The sequence below is a fragment of the Faecalimonas nexilis genome (genome assembly GCF_059731825.1).
Genome location: NZ_AP029189.1, coordinates 2956671 through 2971807 on the forward strand (window position 1 = coordinate 2956671; position 15137 = coordinate 2971807).

Here is a 15137-nt window from a genome sequence, read left to right on the forward strand (position 1 = left end):
ATGCTGGCTGTCAGCCGCGACATCCTTCCGAATGTCTAAAATGTCGCCGGTATCATTGAGTCCCCGGCGCGGACTCACCGTATCTCCCTGGTGTGGGCGTAATACCCTTCCGAGTATCAAATAGTCCCAGTAATTACCCTGCCCGGGCACAGTACAGCTTTTACGTGCCGCTACACGAAACCTTTTGGCTTAATTATATTATATGCGATACCCTAAGAAATATCAATAGTTTCCACAAAAAATTGATTGGTTGTATCTTATTATAACCCGTTACTTACCGTTTCAATAAACGCTCCCTAGAAGCTGTATCCAATACTATTTTATGAAAATCCAGCATTGCGTGCTCTTGCATCAGTTTCTCACCAAGTTTCACAAGAGGATTGGTTTCCCATTCCGAATCAATTCCTGTTTGATGATAGTATCTTGCATAAGCAAATCCCTCAGCTACCGCATCTGAATTTTCAAATATTCCCACTATTGCATCTGTAAACTGTACAATGATTGAGCTCCCAAAAATCCCCTGCAATTCTTCCGCATTCGCATCATCATATTTCTCTACATCAAAAGACAAAGAGAAATCATACGTATTCTCTTTTCCGTCTTCTGTTTCATAAGAAATTGTTCCAAAAATATCTCCCTTGCCAGACGGAAGTTCGATTGACTCTGAAAGCTCTAATTCATATTCAATGTTATTGAACACTGTCGTTGCTTCAAACATTTGTGATATACAGGTACCTTCTTTTTCATAAATATCTTTCTGTAAAAAGGAAATAGGATTATACTCCATATTTTCCCATATCTGTTTTCCCTCCACTGTCCGTTTACACAAGGAATCTAAAAGCAACATCATTGTTTCCTGATCTATTTCTTCATATACGTTCATAGTCAGCCTCCTTTTTCTTTGGATAGTCCACAAAAGCTCTGTAAGAGTTTATCTCAATTTCTAGTTACAACGTGATATTTAGTCAAATGACGTATGTACGCGCTTTCTTATAGTTGCCAATATTATATGGCGTATCTCCCAAAAATTCAATCAGAATATAAAAACTTTTACTCACACTATCCTGCCTTTACATCTTTTTTAGTCTATACCCTACATTGATCAATGTTTCTATAATATCATGCCCCATCTTTTTTCGTATCTTCCATACTACGTGTTCCACTGTTTTGTACGGAATCTGATCATCATAATAATTACTCTCCCAGACCGAACAATAGATATTCTTCTTTGGAATAACCCAATTTGGCCTTTGGGCTAAAAGATACAGAACTTCAAATTCCCTGGGCGTTAAATCTATTTCCTTTCCTTCGTAAATAACCTGATAGGACATTGGATTTAACTGCAGTTTTCCATCGCCCAAAACTACATTCTCTTTATATTCTGGAAAAACATACTTCATCTGTATGCCTCCTCTTGATTTATAAATTTCTAACTGTTCCCATTCCAGAAAGAAATACCGAACGAAATATCCAACATCCGGCACTTTTTTAGTTATTTTTACTTTTTACATAATTTCTATCTCTGCCATCTTTTCTATAATTGTGAACTTCCTGAAAAATTAACTCTCATTTTCTAAAAATAGTTTATTTCAGCCGTTTACAGTGAATTTTATAAATTCCTCGTAGAGTTAATTAACTCTCAGAATTTTACTTTAAATCCGATGGAAACATTGAAAACACTCAGTTGTTTCAATCGAGCGTTAATTTTCACAGAAGTTCACAATAATATGAATATGCTTCTTACTTTTCAGATTAGATATGTTCCGTTTTATGCAAGCGCCTAATTTTAAAGTTGTGCATATCCACCGAATATTCATCCTATAAATAATTGTTGGGAAATGTTAGAACAGCAGCATTTCTCTCTATTTCCAAAAGGAGAGTAGGCATCATGCATTACCCTTTATTTTTTAGGTTCTCTTGATTATATAAATCTTGATATACACTACAATTTTTCAATAACTCTGCATGTGTTCCTATACCTACTATTTTACCCCCATCTAATACAATTATTTTATTAGCATCCTGTGCAATTTTTACTCTATGGGTTATATATATTGCTATCTTATTTTTACTCACCTCAAAAAAACTCTTAAAAATTTTGGTTTCTGCTGTTACATCTAATGCGGAACTAGGCTCATCCAACAAATATAAATCTGCATTTTTATAATAGGTTCTTGCTAACGCTATTTTCTGCCATTGACCACCTGATAATTGACCTCCTTCATCAAACCAATTTCCTAATCCTCTTTTTAGTTCGTATCCTCTTTCGGTTTTTAAAAAATCAACGTTTGCTTTGCACAATGAATTTTTAATTTTATTTTCATCGACTTCTGTACTAATATCTCCTATATAAACGTTCTCTTCCAATGTACCTTCATACTTTAAAAAATCTTGAAAAAGAACAGATATACAATTCCTGTAACTCTTTACATCAATATTCTCCAAATCAAGATTATTAACAAATAGCTTCCCACTAGTAGGTTTATATAACCCACATAAAATTTTAAATAAAGTGCTTTTCCCAGATCCATTTTTTCCTACAATTGCAATCTGTTCGTTTGATTTAATTTTTAAATTAATGGTAGATAGTGCCATTTTACATTGAGGATAATCGAAAGATACGTTTCTTAGTTCAATTGTCTTTATATTATCTACTTTTGTACCACCTAACGCATTCTCCCCTTCTTTTATTTCTAAAAAATCTTTTAGTAATTGTATATATAAATTTGCGTTATAAATAGAATAAACATTAGAGGCAATGCTATTTGTAGCATTTTGCATCATGGACACAGCATTTAAATATGACATAGTGGTTCCTATCATTTTTTTCCCTACGTAAGCCAAATATATTGCAATAATCATTATAATTATACAAACTATATCTTGTATAAACGAAATAATCATATTTAAAACAGCTCTGGTTTTTTCAATTTCATTGGCTTGTTTTATGAAAGTTTTGACTAAGCTACAATATTTATCCAGCAAATATTTTTTTAATCCATATGCTTTTACCTCTTTAAATGCTGTATCATGTGTAAGTAAATATGTATAATACCACGCTTTTCTTTCTTTTCCACTGCGCTCATATCTCATTAGAAATTCTTTATTACCAACATAAATTTGTCCTATAAACATTAATATTGACACAGCAATCATTATAATCACAAGAATTGGATTCCATGAAAGTAGTATCATTGCGGCTGAAAATAACGAAACTAAATTAGATGCTAAGCCTAATACCCCTTGCATGGTCTGATATGGTTTATTTCCAATTTCTTGTTCTAAACGATTTATCATATCATATGTTTCTGTTCTCTCTAACATTTCCAATGATAAATCCCCACATTTTTTCATAAGAATGTAATTTATTCCATAAACTAAATGATTGTTTAAATTGTTTAAATTATAGCTTGCTAAATTCTGTAAAAGCGATTCCGAGATAATTAGCCCGAAATATAAAATCAAAAGATACACCACATATTGATATGATTGTGTCTTGTTTTGTATTTCATTTAACAACTGTTGCATTACCAATAAGGACGAAACAGGAAGAATTCCATTTATTATAGACAAAATAAATGCCAGAATAAATTTTGCTTTACATATTTTACAAATTAATCTTATCGTATAATAAATCAAAAAAATATTCCTTTTTATTTTTTTTAGCATGATTTTTCTCCTATATAGTGAAGGCGTAGCACATATAGTACTACGCCTTCGTTTTTACTACCTCTTAGAGAGTACTAGAACGGAATGTAGCAACAGCATTTACTCTGTTACCTGTACGATACTCTCCTTCGCCACCACAGCCACAGCCACAATGAACACAACCATCATCATTGCCTCTGTAACCTGCATATCCATCAGTACACATGCATGCTCTCGGCTGCACTCCTGATCCAGGTGTTCTTCCAATTGGATTTACAAACTTCATAACGATTCCTCCTTTCTTTGTAATTTAAATACATCTATGTAAATATAAACGTATTTACCTTTGTTAATGAATTTCCATTTCATTATATTGTTCCAATTCGCTTGGATTTGCCTCCATTAATGCATGATATCGTCTTAAATTGTCTTCCAAATACTTTCTTTCGTTTCGACATGAATTATGTCGATATGAAAGATGTAATCCATTAGCATCGTAGCAATTAACATAACATAATGTACATAAATTAACTGCCCAACATTCTTTACAATACTCTTTTGCTTCTTCTATAAAGTCTTCAACATAAAGTTTCTTAATTTTTTCTTTATCAAATCCCTCATTCACATTGCCTAAACAAGGTATATTTCCTACTTTTTCACAATGTAAAAATTCACCTTTTGTAGTGACATAAATCCTTCTTTGTCCCGGCACGCAGCATCCATTCATTCCATACTGTTGAATAGGTGTTTCTGTCAACAAGCGTTTGTGTATAATCATCATTCCCTTATCCATATAACCATCCGTAAACAAAGTTTTTTCTGTATTATCTGGATTTGATTTATACACTTCTTCCCATTTCATTAAAGGTTCATAAAACTCTTCCATAAACCATCTATCTTCTTTTCCTTGCGGTAAAAAGTAATCACTCTCTGACGGTCCATGATCTACCGTTGCAGTCAAAATCATAACGTCTTTGGGAATCCATTCACTTTTTTCGATAAACTCCTGAATTTTTGTATACTGTTCAAGATAACCTGGTCCCGATACAACCATATTAAATCCAATCTTAGAACTCTTTCCTTCCTTATGGAATGCTTCAAATAGTTTTTTTGCTCCCATAACTGTTTTTTCAAAGCTACCTGTCCCATTAACCATAAGCCGATTTGCATCGTGCATTTCCTGAGGACCATCCAAGCTAATAATAATATTGAAATTATTTTTGGCAAAATACTCTGCGATCTTATCATTTACCAATGTTGCATTTGTAGTGATTGCAAAGGACATATCCTCGCCAAATAATTTTTTAGCATATTCAACTGCTCTTTCAATAAGTTCAAAATTTAGTAAAGGTTCTCCACCATAAAATCCAATGTGCCTATTTTCTGCATTTTGGGAATGCTCTTTTAAAAAATCAATAGCTTTTTTTGCAACATCCCATTTCATGTTTTCATGTCCGAACGCCCTGTATTCTGGATGAGAAGGATGATAAATACAATATTTGCAACGTAAATTACATTTTTCAGTAACTTCAAGAGTAACATTCTCAACCTTATTTTCAAGAATATCATCTAACTCTGTTACTGCATCACCTGTCAGCGTTTTTAATGGTGGAGCTTGTAAAATATGTTCATTTTCCATTGCCGACTTAATTTCTGAAATTGCATCCTCAAACTCACTTTTACTTAATTGAAGATTTTTAATATCTTCGACTGGCATTCCCTCCAATAAACTTTTCAGTACAATGTAAACGTTCGAATTTAATTTGGCAACTTTTCCAGTTCCTGTATCATAAAAATAATAATTTTTTTCTGTCTTAAAAACTTTACCCAAGCGCCCAATTCTTCCATTTTTTTCGATTTCAGATACCAGCGATTCTAAAGATATTTTTTTCTGCTCTTTCACTCTAAACACTCCTTTCATTTGGATTTTTTATTATGAACCGATTATATCAATAAATCCCCCAAAATATATTTTGATGTAACAATTTCGATACTTGATGTAATAAATCCTCTATACTTTATGAATATAGCCCTTTTTCCTTATATTTACATCTGGTGCCTACAATAAGTTCGAACTGTAAGAAATAAGAAAACAGGAATCTCAATCAATGCGGAAATTAATATAGTATACGGTGTCCAAAAACTCATTCCCCCAATATGTAGGTAATTAAAATTGATAAGTTGATACAGAAAATTATTTTGCATACCAAGTCCCGCAGATGGAAAAATAGCTGAAATCCAATTTACCCCTAATGCTGTGTAAGCAAAAGTCGGAATAAGGACTATGCCAATAGCAATCAACAATACCGTCAATGTATCTTTGCATTTTGCTGATAAAAAAAAAGTACAGTAAACACAAGCTAAAACAGATATCAACCCTACTAACGAAATAACAATCTGCATCTGTGCTAAGTCCCAGTTTGGCAAGTTAATAATAGAAAACAACATTTGAACAGAAGATTGTAAACAATTTGTTCCAAATGTGATATCTGAAATTGCTAAGTGCAGTGTAATACACATAGTATACACAACCATCACAATCATACTGGAAGCCAATATCTTTGTAATAGCTAATCTGGTACGACCATGCTTTGCACAACGCAAAATACTATCCGCGCCTGATTGATATTCACCAGAAAAAATAGGCGTGATAATGGAAACACATAAAATTGCCAAAATCATAATATAAAGCTCAACATAGTCAAACGCGTCTTTGGAATATCCTGCATAAAGTTGAAATGGCATATCGACTTTTTTATATTGTTCTAAGGCTTGTTGTTGTGCGGCCGGATGATTGCGTTGCTCATTCCTCATAACATCTGCCAGATGAGTTTCACATTTCTGATAATAATTTTGTGCAACATCTTCTGGATCAATATCCATAAGATCAGGTCCTATTCCAGTTAACGGATCAGCATATAGTTCTGGCAACGCTTTAAGCAATGGACGAATAGGTACAATCTGTTTAATACTGACAGAAAGCGGAAATGTGTCACTTTCCATAGGACCATATTCGTTTATCAAACTTTGATAAATTCTCAAAGCCTCACTCACTTTTTCTGGAGTAACTTCGCCATTTATAGCAGAATATAAATCACGCTTAAATTCGATTGCCTCCATACCATCAAGTTCTGTTTTTGTTCCATCTGGGTTTGGACGATTTATGGACTCAAAAGCAATCGGCAGATATGCCATAACAACAGACATAACCAGAGCCACAGCAATTAAGATAAGTGTGCGTCGTGATTTCAGGACACGCTTTACTTCTAAACAAAATAAACGCATATTATTTTTCCTCCCTTTCGACATCTTCTTGTGGAAACAACCATAAATACAAATCTTCCAAACGCGGCTCCGCAAGAATGGAACCCTCTACTTCGGAGTGCTCTGCAAGATAACGAATAGATATTTGATTATTGTCCTCGCCTCGCTGATTGATAATCCTCAGACGCATTTCATAGTCCATCATCTTATGAGCAGGAATCGCACAGCTCCATACTTTCCCCTCAATCTGTTTTACCAAATCGCTTGTTGTTCCCACATCAATAATCTTTCCAGCTTTCATAATCGCATTACGAGTTGCAATATATTCAATATCAGAAACAATATGCGTAGAAATCAACACAATACGGTCATGGGAAAATTCCGAAATGAAGTTTCTAAACCGTACTCTTTCTCCAGGGTCAAGTCCTGCTGTTGGCTCATCCATAACAAGAATTTTAGGGTCATTCAGCATGGCCTGTGCAATTCCTACACGACGTTTCATACCACCAGATAGTTGTGCAATTTTTTTTCGCTTCACATCAGAAAGGGTAAGAATATCCAACAGATAGTTGATTTTCTTTGTGGTTTCTCTGAGCGGCACATCCTTTAGTGCAGCAACATATTCCAGATAGTCTTTGACCGTAAAATCGCGGGAATAGCCAAAATCTTGTGGCAAAAAGCCAAAGATATTGCGATAATCTGCTCCCATTTTATGAATGTCTTTCCCATCCAAAGATATACGACCACTACTAGGTGTCATAATGTCTGCAAGTATTCGCATGAGAGTGGTTTTTCCAGCCCCATTTGCCCCCAATAATCCCCATACGCCAGTTGTTAATGTAAGGCTGACATCATCGACTGCAGTTTTATCTTTGAACTGTTTGCTGATGTGTTCAATCTTTAATTCCATAGGTGTACTCCTTTCTCTTAAACAAAAAACTGTCCTTGTTCAGTAACTATTGTACCGAACAAAAACAGTTTAATCTCAAAGATATGGAACAAAATCTCCTAAGAAATTCCTAAGATTTTACTTCTAAATGCCTAATCAGAAATGGGAAGCATAATCACAAAAGACACCATCTCATTTTCGCTAAACGCAGTAATGGTTCCACCATGTAATCGTATAATTTCCTCTGCAATCGACAGTCCTAATCCTGCACCGCCTGTATCAGAAAGGCGGGCTTCATCCAAGCGATTGAATTTTTCAAATATGCCAGAAATTTGTTCAGGTTCAATAGTCCGTCCATGATTTTCAAAGTTTATTTGAACGCTATTACCACAACGCTTTGCAGTTATAATAATCTCTGTATTAGGATAGCTGTATGCCGCTGCATTTTTCAAAAGATTACTAAAAACCCTTGCCAGCTTTTCCGGATCAGCATATACAACTAAATCATCATCAACCGTAAAAGCAGCCGAATTGCCTTTTGCAGATAAAGAGGGATATATTTCATCAACTACCTGTGCCAACAAACACTGTAAGTCTACCTTTTCTTTCTTTAACGAGACAGTGTGTGCATTATATTTTGTAATTTCAAACAATTCATTGATAAGCTTTTCAAGTCGTTCAGCCTTACTTAATGCAATTTGAACATATTTTTCTTTCTGTTTTTCAGGCATATCCGGTGCTTCGTGGAGTAAACTTAAATATCCAATCACTGTTGTTAGGGGAGTGCGTATATCGTGGGCCAGATACATAACAATTTCATTTTTCCTATCCTCAGCTTCTTTTGCTACCTGTTTGCTTAACAACACAGACAGTTTAATCTGGTTAAGTTGTTCCTCTAATTCTTTAAGGGGATCAGACAATGCTACAGGATGATCATTCTGCTCATAAACTGTCTGTGTTGCGGAAATAACTTCATCCAAATATCCCCATGGTTTTTTCCAGAAGTAATTAAATATACATACAAAACCAATGATTAGATAGAAAATAAAAATCATATCTATACGCCAGTATAGCCATGATAAAATTTTGCTATCGAATTTCGGAAAAATGAATTGTGCCAAAATTCCCAGTCCTATACCAGTTACAGTATATAAAAATAGTACTAAATATAATTGTACTCCAAGCCGCTTTTCCGTAGTAAGTTGCTTTTTTTTCATAAGCACGCCTCCAATCAATTTAAAAATAAAAGAAGTGCCAACAGACCGATTATGAAGGTGCTCACAATTACAGCAATAACCAAAAATAATTTATCTGCTTTTTCTCGACTTTTTAGCAATCGAGCCACAATAGAATATAAAGCAATACCCAAAAGACCGCCTGCTGTGTTAGTAATCAGGTCGGTAATATCAGAACTACCAATAGCAAGTATATACTGTGTAATTTCCAGCAATAGACTTATTCCAGCAATTATCAATAATTTCAAATAGGATTTGCTCTTAAACAAAAGCATTTGCAGATATATGCCCATTGGGACAAAAATCAATAAATTTTCAAGAACTTCTTTTATGTGAAAATCTACTCCAATCTCTTTATCGTAATAAAATGGAATAATATTTATCTTTCTTACAGTGTCTAAATCATTGATATTGAATTGCAGCTTAAATAATATTATCCAAACCAAAAGTGCCAGATAAATCAAAAAAAGAACTGACACCCCAAATTTTCGCTTTCTTTTCATGGGTTCTCCTTTCAGATTTTATAACCTACTCCCCAAATTGTTTTGATATATTTCGGGGTATCAGAAGTATCTTTTAATTTTTCACGCAAATGTCGGATATGCACTGTGATAGTGCTGCTATTTTTTGAATAATATTCCTCTTTCCATACTGCATGAAATAAATATTCAATGCTTACAACCGTCCCGGCATTTTCCAACAAAACATTAAGAATTGAAAACTCGGTCGGAGTCAGCGACACATTCTCACCATCCAATAGACATTCATGTGTCTGCACGTTCAATCGTAATTTATTGTATGAAAGTTCTGGCTTTATTCCTTCTTCACTTGTAACGGATGAATATTTTTTGTAGCGTCGTAGCTGGGCTTTTACTCTGGCAACCACTTCCAAAGGACGAAATGGCTTTGTCACATAATCATCGGCACCTAATGTAAGTCCAGTAATTTTATCTGTTTCCTCAATTTTGGCAGTTAGCATAATAATGGGGTAAGTATATTTTTCACGAATACGCTGACATAAGGAAAAACCATTTATATCCGGGAGCATAATATCAAGAATAGCAAGATCTATATCGCCCTTTTCAATACAAGGTATTGCATCTTTAGCACAGTAATATTTATAAACAATGTAATTTTCATTTTGCAAATAAACTTCCAGTAAATTTGCTATATCCTTCTCATCATCTATAACTAATATTTTTTCGCACATACCATCATCACCCTCTTTCCATAATTTGAATTATAACAAATTTCCTTTATTTATTCATTATGATTTTCATTAAAAACTATTAAGATTTTCATAAGAACTTTTATATATACAAACACTTCTGCCTTTTCGTGCTATTTAATTATAATCCTATTAAGAATTCTTGATATCGTTATATAAAGCTCTATTACTTACCAGATGTTTTTTGTACAAGTCAACATCTATCTTAATTTCCTCTATAATTTTTTCTCTATCTTGTTATCCCATGTCCATTATCTTTCAAAGCAATTTTATGCTGACTGTCAGCCGCGGCATCCTTCTAAAATTGATTTTTAAGCTAAAAGGTATAAAAGCAAGCTAAAGTTTTCCCTTTCTTTTCTCAATATTATGTGTTAGTGATTTCATGAGATGTCACAAGATTGCTCACATCAGTTGACGCTCGTTTGGTTAACTTTCTGTCACCAGTCAGTTAGGCAATACCGCCTGTTTCCAGGCGGTACCTGCTTTATGAAGTTACCATCCTAAGCATCTCGTGTTCCACAACGAACTTGATCATATAATCATCGATCAATCGTTTCTGATTTTGAAACGCATACATCAAAGCTTTTTCACAGACACGGTTGATCATCCGTGGGATTCCTGCAGATGCCTTATGGATCTCATCCAATGCCTTGGTTGTAAATATCTCTTGCTTACATCCTGTACAGTGCATATCGATGCGTTGACGGATGACTAACTGTTTCTTCACACGCTTTCCTTTTGTATGCTGATGGCAGTATACAGGTTAATTCAGAGACAGGCAAGTAAATCAGTTGTTTGATGATTCATGAGGTCAACAACAATTATGGTATCTTTGTATTCCGAAAAAATATTCTGCATCTTTTCCTCCCACAACAGTCTTTTCTATATTTCTGTACAGTTTTACCATTTTAAATAAAAAACGCGGAAACAATAATATTTTATCATTCCCGCTAATTTTTCTCTTTTTCAACTTTATACTTTATGATGCCGATACATTGTGATATAAAAACGGTCAACGCTGTCAACGCAATCAAGGATAAATATTTTTTCATACCTAAAGCTGTACAACAGCCAGCAGCAATGAAAATAGCTCCTAGTATTTTACCTGTTACTTTTCGGCAATGTTCCTTTTCTTCTTTTTTCAACTCATGGTTAATGTTTTCTACAGGAGAAAGTTTCCATATACAAATGGAACTGACCAAAATAATCCCCCAAGCCACAAACAGCTCTAATGGATATTTGTTATTAATTTGCAAAATCATAACTTGAACAGTAACAGAGCATATAAAACAAGCCTTAAAGCTATTCAGATGTACACCACCAGCATAGGTTCTTAAAAACATAAAAACACCTGTAGACACAAGGAATTCTGGGATTGTATGCAAGTATATCGCTATACTCATACAGACGAATAGGCAAATTAACATCTCTAATCCAATCTGAAATCCATATTGATATACTGCATACAATTCCTCTGAAACTGCACCGGCATCAATAACGTATCTTGTTATTTTTTCCGATAATCTTCCCATGAAATTAAAGTTTCTTCATTTTTTTCAATGCTGCTGGCATCTTTGGCTGATGATAAATATAACAGCAAGCACTGTCCGCTGACATTTTACCAAGTTTCAGAGATAAATTTGCTAATACTTTTGCTGGCTGATTTTTTAAATTTTTAGATTTCATAATTAAAATCTCCTTTCATTTGTTTACCAATACATTACTACAAAAAATCTCCCATTCGGTTCTCTTGTAAAAAAACCGAGTATTGATGTAATTTTTCCCAAAAAGGCAGCAAAAAAGAAGCAATGTTTCTCCGGTTCTTTCTCAACATTGCCTCTTTTTTGCTGATGTATGTTTTTTTATATACCAATTCCATAAAATCAGGTTCTCTATCTTTTTCTTATATTTTCGTGTGTTATCTATTGTTTCTATATAATCGTAAGCTCCTGCTTTCAGTATAGAAAAAATATCCTGTATTGATCCCCCTTCGCTAATAGCAAGAATAGGCGTTAAATGCCCCAAACTCCCTTTTATTTTTATAATAGCCGCAAATGCCCTTTCCCTCTCTATTATCTCTTTAGTAAAATGGAAAATCACAACATCTGCCGTTGGATATCTATTGTTTTCCAACTGTTGATAAGTACACCATTTTAATTGGTGTTTTTTCCCAATAATCCTTTCAGTACTGTTATACAGTTTCTCATCATCACTAAACAGCAATATTTTCACGCTATCCATATATCAGTCCCCATACCGCATACCAAATTTATCTTTCCATTTTACCATTCTTTCCTTTCTCATTATTTTTTATGTAATTATTTCGAGTGTTCATGTAATTATTCCTGCACATTACTATATAAGACTATCCGAATTTTAAATTTTCCTGGTTCTGAATCCTCTATTACCACTGATCCATGATATTTTGCTACTGCCCGATACACAGAGGCTAAACCTACTCCATGATTTTCTGCATCTGACTTTGTAGATTTCAAGCGGTTATCTCTTGTTTTTAACAGCTTCCCTTTATAACTATTGTCTACGAACAATAATAGATTATTTTTATCAAATTTCATTTTGACATTTATATATCTATTTTCTTCAACCTTCTCTGCTGCTTCCACTGCATTTTCCAGTAAATTTCCCAATATCAGACTCAGATCAGCTCCTTTAAAAGGCATTATCATCGGAATACAAATATCCGTTTTAAAAATTATTCTTTTGTTTTGGGCAGTTACATACCAATATCCAATAAGTGAATCAATCACAATATTCCCACTATTCGATATTGAGGCAATCACCATACCGCCCTCTCCCATAATTTCTTCAATAAAACCTGTCATTTTTTCATATTCTTTATTTTCTGCATAAGCAAGAATGGAAATAAGATTATTCTTCATATTGTGTTTTATATCCCGCAACTGCAACATTGAAAGTTCTCTTTCTTGCTGATGACGTTCGCATAATTCCAGTTGCTGTTCATATACTGCTGCCATTCTCCTTAACCGCAAATCATCAGCCAACTTCATATAGACATAAAATATCAATATGTTCATACCAAGTAAAATAAGTACAGTAAATGTAGAGTTTATACGAGTACGTCCATTATTATTTGCAAATCCAAGCATAAATATATTGTTCATGATATAAATGCTTCCTGTTGGGATCAACACAAGTAAAATACTGTATCTGACCGGCAATTCCTTAATATCATCATCTGTGAACACTTTCTTTAATGCAAGAATTACTGCATTAAAAAATATTTTTGAAACGAAAGAGCCTACTTGGCGAACTGCAGCATATTGAGGGCAGTATGTTAGCAAAATATAGTTGCACAGGGTTTCCATCAACATCCAAATCGCATTAAAGGTAATTACAAATACACCTTTGTTCCACCATCTACCTTCATAAGTCATCATAACTGCCAAAAACGTAAACATAATCGTCACAGCAATATTGATGTAGGCAGGAAAACTAATAATCGTTGTTATTCCAAATTGCCAAATCACGAACAGCGTTATACCGATCACCGACAAATACCTTTTTCTCTTACGAGCAAAAAATATATCGAAATAAAAAAAGAATAAATATACTGCCCAAAGGCAAAGCAATATATCTATCCCACACATTAATACCCTATTCGTCCACATAAAACGTATCCTCCATAGAACAATATTGTTCACTAATTATCTTTCTCCGGTCTTCACTGATTGAAATTTTTTGTCCATTATCCATTACTACAGAATCATAAGATTGTCCGGATATATGTTTATAATTCACCAGAAAAGACTGATGAACTCGCAAAAAAGAAATTTTACATGTTTTAAGGGTTTCTTCAATCTCATTAAGTTTTCCGTACAGTTCAAGGATTTCTTGTTCCGTTACAATAAATATTTTTCGTTTGTTGCTTTCAAAATATAAAATATCCTTGATTGGTACTTTATGATTCATACGTTGATAACTATAGCGAAAATAAAAATCTTCACTATTAATGTCTTCATATACCGACTTAAAGCACTTTTCCATTATTTTATCTGTTACAGGTTTTACAAGAAACTGAAACGGTCTTACCTCAAAGGATTCCCTCATATAACTTTCATGGCTCGTAACATAAATAATTCGCACATTTTTATCGTATGTTCTAATTCTTCTAGCTGCCGAAATACCATCTTCTTTATCCATTTCTATATCCAGATAAATAACATCATACCTCTCACCTGCTGCGATAGCATCTGCTAAACTCTTTCCATTCCAGAATACTTCTATTTCAGTATCAACAAAATTTCTTTTAGCTATATCCTGGAGAAGTCTTTCGATTTTTCCAGTTATTTGAATATCATCATCACAAATTGCTATATTTAACATTCACTCCACTCTCTTCTGCATGTTTGCTGATTTTTTCTTCTCACTCGTTTTTTTTACTATTTGTATAATTGACCAAATCATCTCCTGATCACATGGATCTAACTCTTTATACACTTCCACTAAATCGTAATATTCGTCTAGTACTTCGTTCATTTTCATCTGCCCATTCAAATCTCTTTTTACATCTGAAACTCCCAGCAAATAATCTGTTGTTACATTGAAGTAAGCAGCAATCTTTTTCAGAATATCTACTTTTATTAACGTAACATCTCTTTCGTACTTACTCAACATTTGCTGTGTTATCCCTAATTCTACTGCAAGGATTTCCTGTATTAACCCTCTTTTCTCACGTAATTGTTTAATACGACTTTCCATAATTGCCTACCTCTTAATCATGTTGTACTATCATGCTACCCTATTTCATTCATAGCGATACAAATAATAGAAGTAATCAATTACGCAAAATATGCAAAATACGAAGACGAGCAGTGCAATCGCACTGCTCAAA

17 protein-coding genes are annotated in these 15137 nt (G+C 33.8%); all 17 read right to left on the reverse strand.

Features of this window, described 5'->3' with window-relative positions; all coding sequences use genetic code 11:
- Positions 1–274: 274 nt before the first annotated feature.
- Complete coding sequence (locus AC6I5B_RS14835) at positions 275–883, reverse strand: hypothetical protein (protein WP_055056047.1); 609 nt, start codon at positions 881–883, stop codon at positions 275–277.
- A 187-nt stretch (positions 884–1070) separates the two neighbouring features.
- A complete protein-coding gene (locus tag AC6I5B_RS14840) occupies positions 1071–1400 on the reverse strand; it encodes a winged helix-turn-helix domain-containing protein (RefSeq protein WP_055056048.1) in 330 nt (109 codons plus the stop codon).
- 493 nt (positions 1401–1893) lie between these two features.
- Positions 1894–3669 (reverse strand): ABC transporter ATP-binding protein, encoded by a 1776-nt coding sequence (locus AC6I5B_RS14845; protein WP_055056049.1) that lies wholly within the window; start codon positions 3667–3669, stop codon positions 1894–1896.
- Between the two features lie 64 nt (positions 3670–3733).
- Entirely contained in the window at positions 3734–3934 is a 201-nt protein-coding gene (locus AC6I5B_RS14850; protein WP_081019422.1) for an Apre_1838 family putative sactipeptide bacteriocin, read from the reverse strand.
- A 63-nt stretch (positions 3935–3997) separates the two neighbouring features.
- Positions 3998–5551, reverse strand: coding sequence for a radical SAM protein (locus tag AC6I5B_RS14855; protein WP_227159163.1), 1554 nt, complete (start codon positions 5549–5551; stop codon positions 3998–4000).
- 143 nt (positions 5552–5694) lie between these two features.
- Positions 5695–6933 carry an ABC transporter permease subunit gene (locus AC6I5B_RS14860; RefSeq protein ID WP_055056051.1) on the reverse strand — a complete coding sequence of 413 codons (1239 nt, stop codon included), beginning with the start codon at positions 6931–6933 and terminating at the stop codon, positions 5695–5697.
- A gap of 1 nt (position 6934) precedes the next feature.
- The gene (locus AC6I5B_RS14865) at positions 6935–7822 is read right to left on the reverse strand and encodes an ABC transporter ATP-binding protein (protein WP_055056052.1); all 888 of its coding nucleotides are present in this window, start codon (positions 7820–7822) and stop codon (positions 6935–6937) included.
- A 131-nt stretch (positions 7823–7953) separates the two neighbouring features.
- Entirely contained in the window at positions 7954–9018 is a 1065-nt protein-coding gene (locus tag AC6I5B_RS14870; protein ID WP_118340126.1) for a sensor histidine kinase, read from the reverse strand.
- A gap of 14 nt (positions 9019–9032) precedes the next feature.
- Complete coding sequence (locus AC6I5B_RS14875; protein ID WP_055056054.1) at positions 9033–9539, reverse strand: VanZ family protein; 507 nt, start codon at positions 9537–9539, stop codon at positions 9033–9035.
- 11 nt (positions 9540–9550) lie between these two features.
- Positions 9551–10246 carry a VanR-ABDEGLN family response regulator transcription factor gene (vanR, locus tag AC6I5B_RS14880; protein WP_055056055.1) on the reverse strand — a complete coding sequence of 232 codons (696 nt, stop codon included), beginning with the start codon at positions 10244–10246 and terminating at the stop codon, positions 9551–9553.
- A gap of 502 nt (positions 10247–10748) precedes the next feature.
- Positions 10749–10991: a hypothetical protein gene (locus AC6I5B_RS14885; RefSeq protein ID WP_055056056.1), complete on the reverse strand. Its 243-nt coding sequence runs from the start codon at positions 10989–10991 to the stop codon at positions 10749–10751.
- Between the two features lie 223 nt (positions 10992–11214).
- Entirely contained in the window at positions 11215–11796 is a 582-nt protein-coding gene (locus AC6I5B_RS14890; protein ID WP_117689887.1) for an accessory gene regulator ArgB-like protein, read from the reverse strand.
- 4 nt (positions 11797–11800) lie between these two features.
- Complete coding sequence (locus tag AC6I5B_RS14895) at positions 11801–11950, reverse strand: cyclic lactone autoinducer peptide (RefSeq protein WP_118340036.1); 150 nt, start codon at positions 11948–11950, stop codon at positions 11801–11803.
- A gap of 141 nt (positions 11951–12091) precedes the next feature.
- The gene (locus AC6I5B_RS14900; RefSeq protein WP_026648511.1) at positions 12092–12505 is read right to left on the reverse strand and encodes a hypothetical protein; all 414 of its coding nucleotides are present in this window, start codon (positions 12503–12505) and stop codon (positions 12092–12094) included.
- A 98-nt stretch (positions 12506–12603) separates the two neighbouring features.
- Entirely contained in the window at positions 12604–13914 is a 1311-nt protein-coding gene (locus AC6I5B_RS14905) for a sensor histidine kinase (RefSeq protein WP_117689886.1), read from the reverse strand.
- On the reverse strand, positions 13901–14629 hold the full coding sequence (locus AC6I5B_RS14910) for a LytR/AlgR family response regulator transcription factor (RefSeq protein ID WP_026648513.1): 729 nt from the start codon (positions 14627–14629) through the stop codon (positions 13901–13903). The genes AC6I5B_RS14905 and AC6I5B_RS14910 overlap by 14 nt, the downstream gene beginning before the upstream one ends.
- Positions 14630–15004: a helix-turn-helix domain-containing protein gene (locus tag AC6I5B_RS14915; RefSeq protein ID WP_055056059.1), complete on the reverse strand. Its 375-nt coding sequence runs from the start codon at positions 15002–15004 to the stop codon at positions 14630–14632.
- Positions 15005–15137: the final 133 nt, after the last annotated feature.

What these genes read in the sequence shown, in the direction of transcription:
- AC6I5B_RS14835 (WP_055056047.1), bottom strand. Translation starts at nt 883, where the DNA reads ATGAACGTATATGAAGAAATAGATCAGGAAACAATGATGTTGCTTTTA.
- AC6I5B_RS14840 (WP_055056048.1), bottom strand. Translation starts at nt 1,400, where the DNA reads ATGAAGTATGTTTTTCCAGAATATAAAGAGAATGTAGTTTTGGGCGAT.
- AC6I5B_RS14845 (WP_055056049.1), bottom strand. Translation starts at nt 3,669, where the DNA reads ATGCTAAAAAAAATAAAAAGGAATATTTTTTTGATTTATTATACGATA.
- AC6I5B_RS14850 (WP_081019422.1), bottom strand. Translation starts at nt 3,934, where the DNA reads ATGAAGTTTGTAAATCCAATTGGAAGAACACCTGGATCAGGAGTGCAG.
- AC6I5B_RS14860 (WP_055056051.1), bottom strand. Translation starts at nt 6,933, where the DNA reads ATGCGTTTATTTTGTTTAGAAGTAAAGCGTGTCCTGAAATCACGACGC.
- AC6I5B_RS14865 (WP_055056052.1), bottom strand. Translation starts at nt 7,822, where the DNA reads ATGGAATTAAAGATTGAACACATCAGCAAACAGTTCAAAGATAAAACT.
- AC6I5B_RS14870 (WP_118340126.1), bottom strand. Translation starts at nt 9,018, where the DNA reads ATGAAAAAAAAGCAACTTACTACGGAAAAGCGGCTTGGAGTACAATTA.
- AC6I5B_RS14875 (WP_055056054.1), bottom strand. Translation starts at nt 9,539, where the DNA reads ATGAAAAGAAAGCGAAAATTTGGGGTGTCAGTTCTTTTTTTGATTTAT.
- vanR (WP_055056055.1), bottom strand. Translation starts at nt 10,246, where the DNA reads ATGTGCGAAAAAATATTAGTTATAGATGATGAGAAGGATATAGCAAAT.
- AC6I5B_RS14890 (WP_117689887.1), bottom strand. Translation starts at nt 11,796, where the DNA reads ATGGGAAGATTATCGGAAAAAATAACAAGATACGTTATTGATGCCGGT.
- AC6I5B_RS14895 (WP_118340036.1), bottom strand. Translation starts at nt 11,950, where the DNA reads ATGAAATCTAAAAATTTAAAAAATCAGCCAGCAAAAGTATTAGCAAAT.
- AC6I5B_RS14900 (WP_026648511.1), bottom strand. Translation starts at nt 12,505, where the DNA reads ATGGATAGCGTGAAAATATTGCTGTTTAGTGATGATGAGAAACTGTAT.
- AC6I5B_RS14905 (WP_117689886.1), bottom strand. Translation starts at nt 13,914, where the DNA reads ATGTGGACGAATAGGGTATTAATGTGTGGGATAGATATATTGCTTTGC.
- AC6I5B_RS14910 (WP_026648513.1), bottom strand. Translation starts at nt 14,629, where the DNA reads ATGTTAAATATAGCAATTTGTGATGATGATATTCAAATAACTGGAAAA.
- AC6I5B_RS14915 (WP_055056059.1), bottom strand. Translation starts at nt 15,004, where the DNA reads ATGGAAAGTCGTATTAAACAATTACGTGAGAAAAGAGGGTTAATACAG.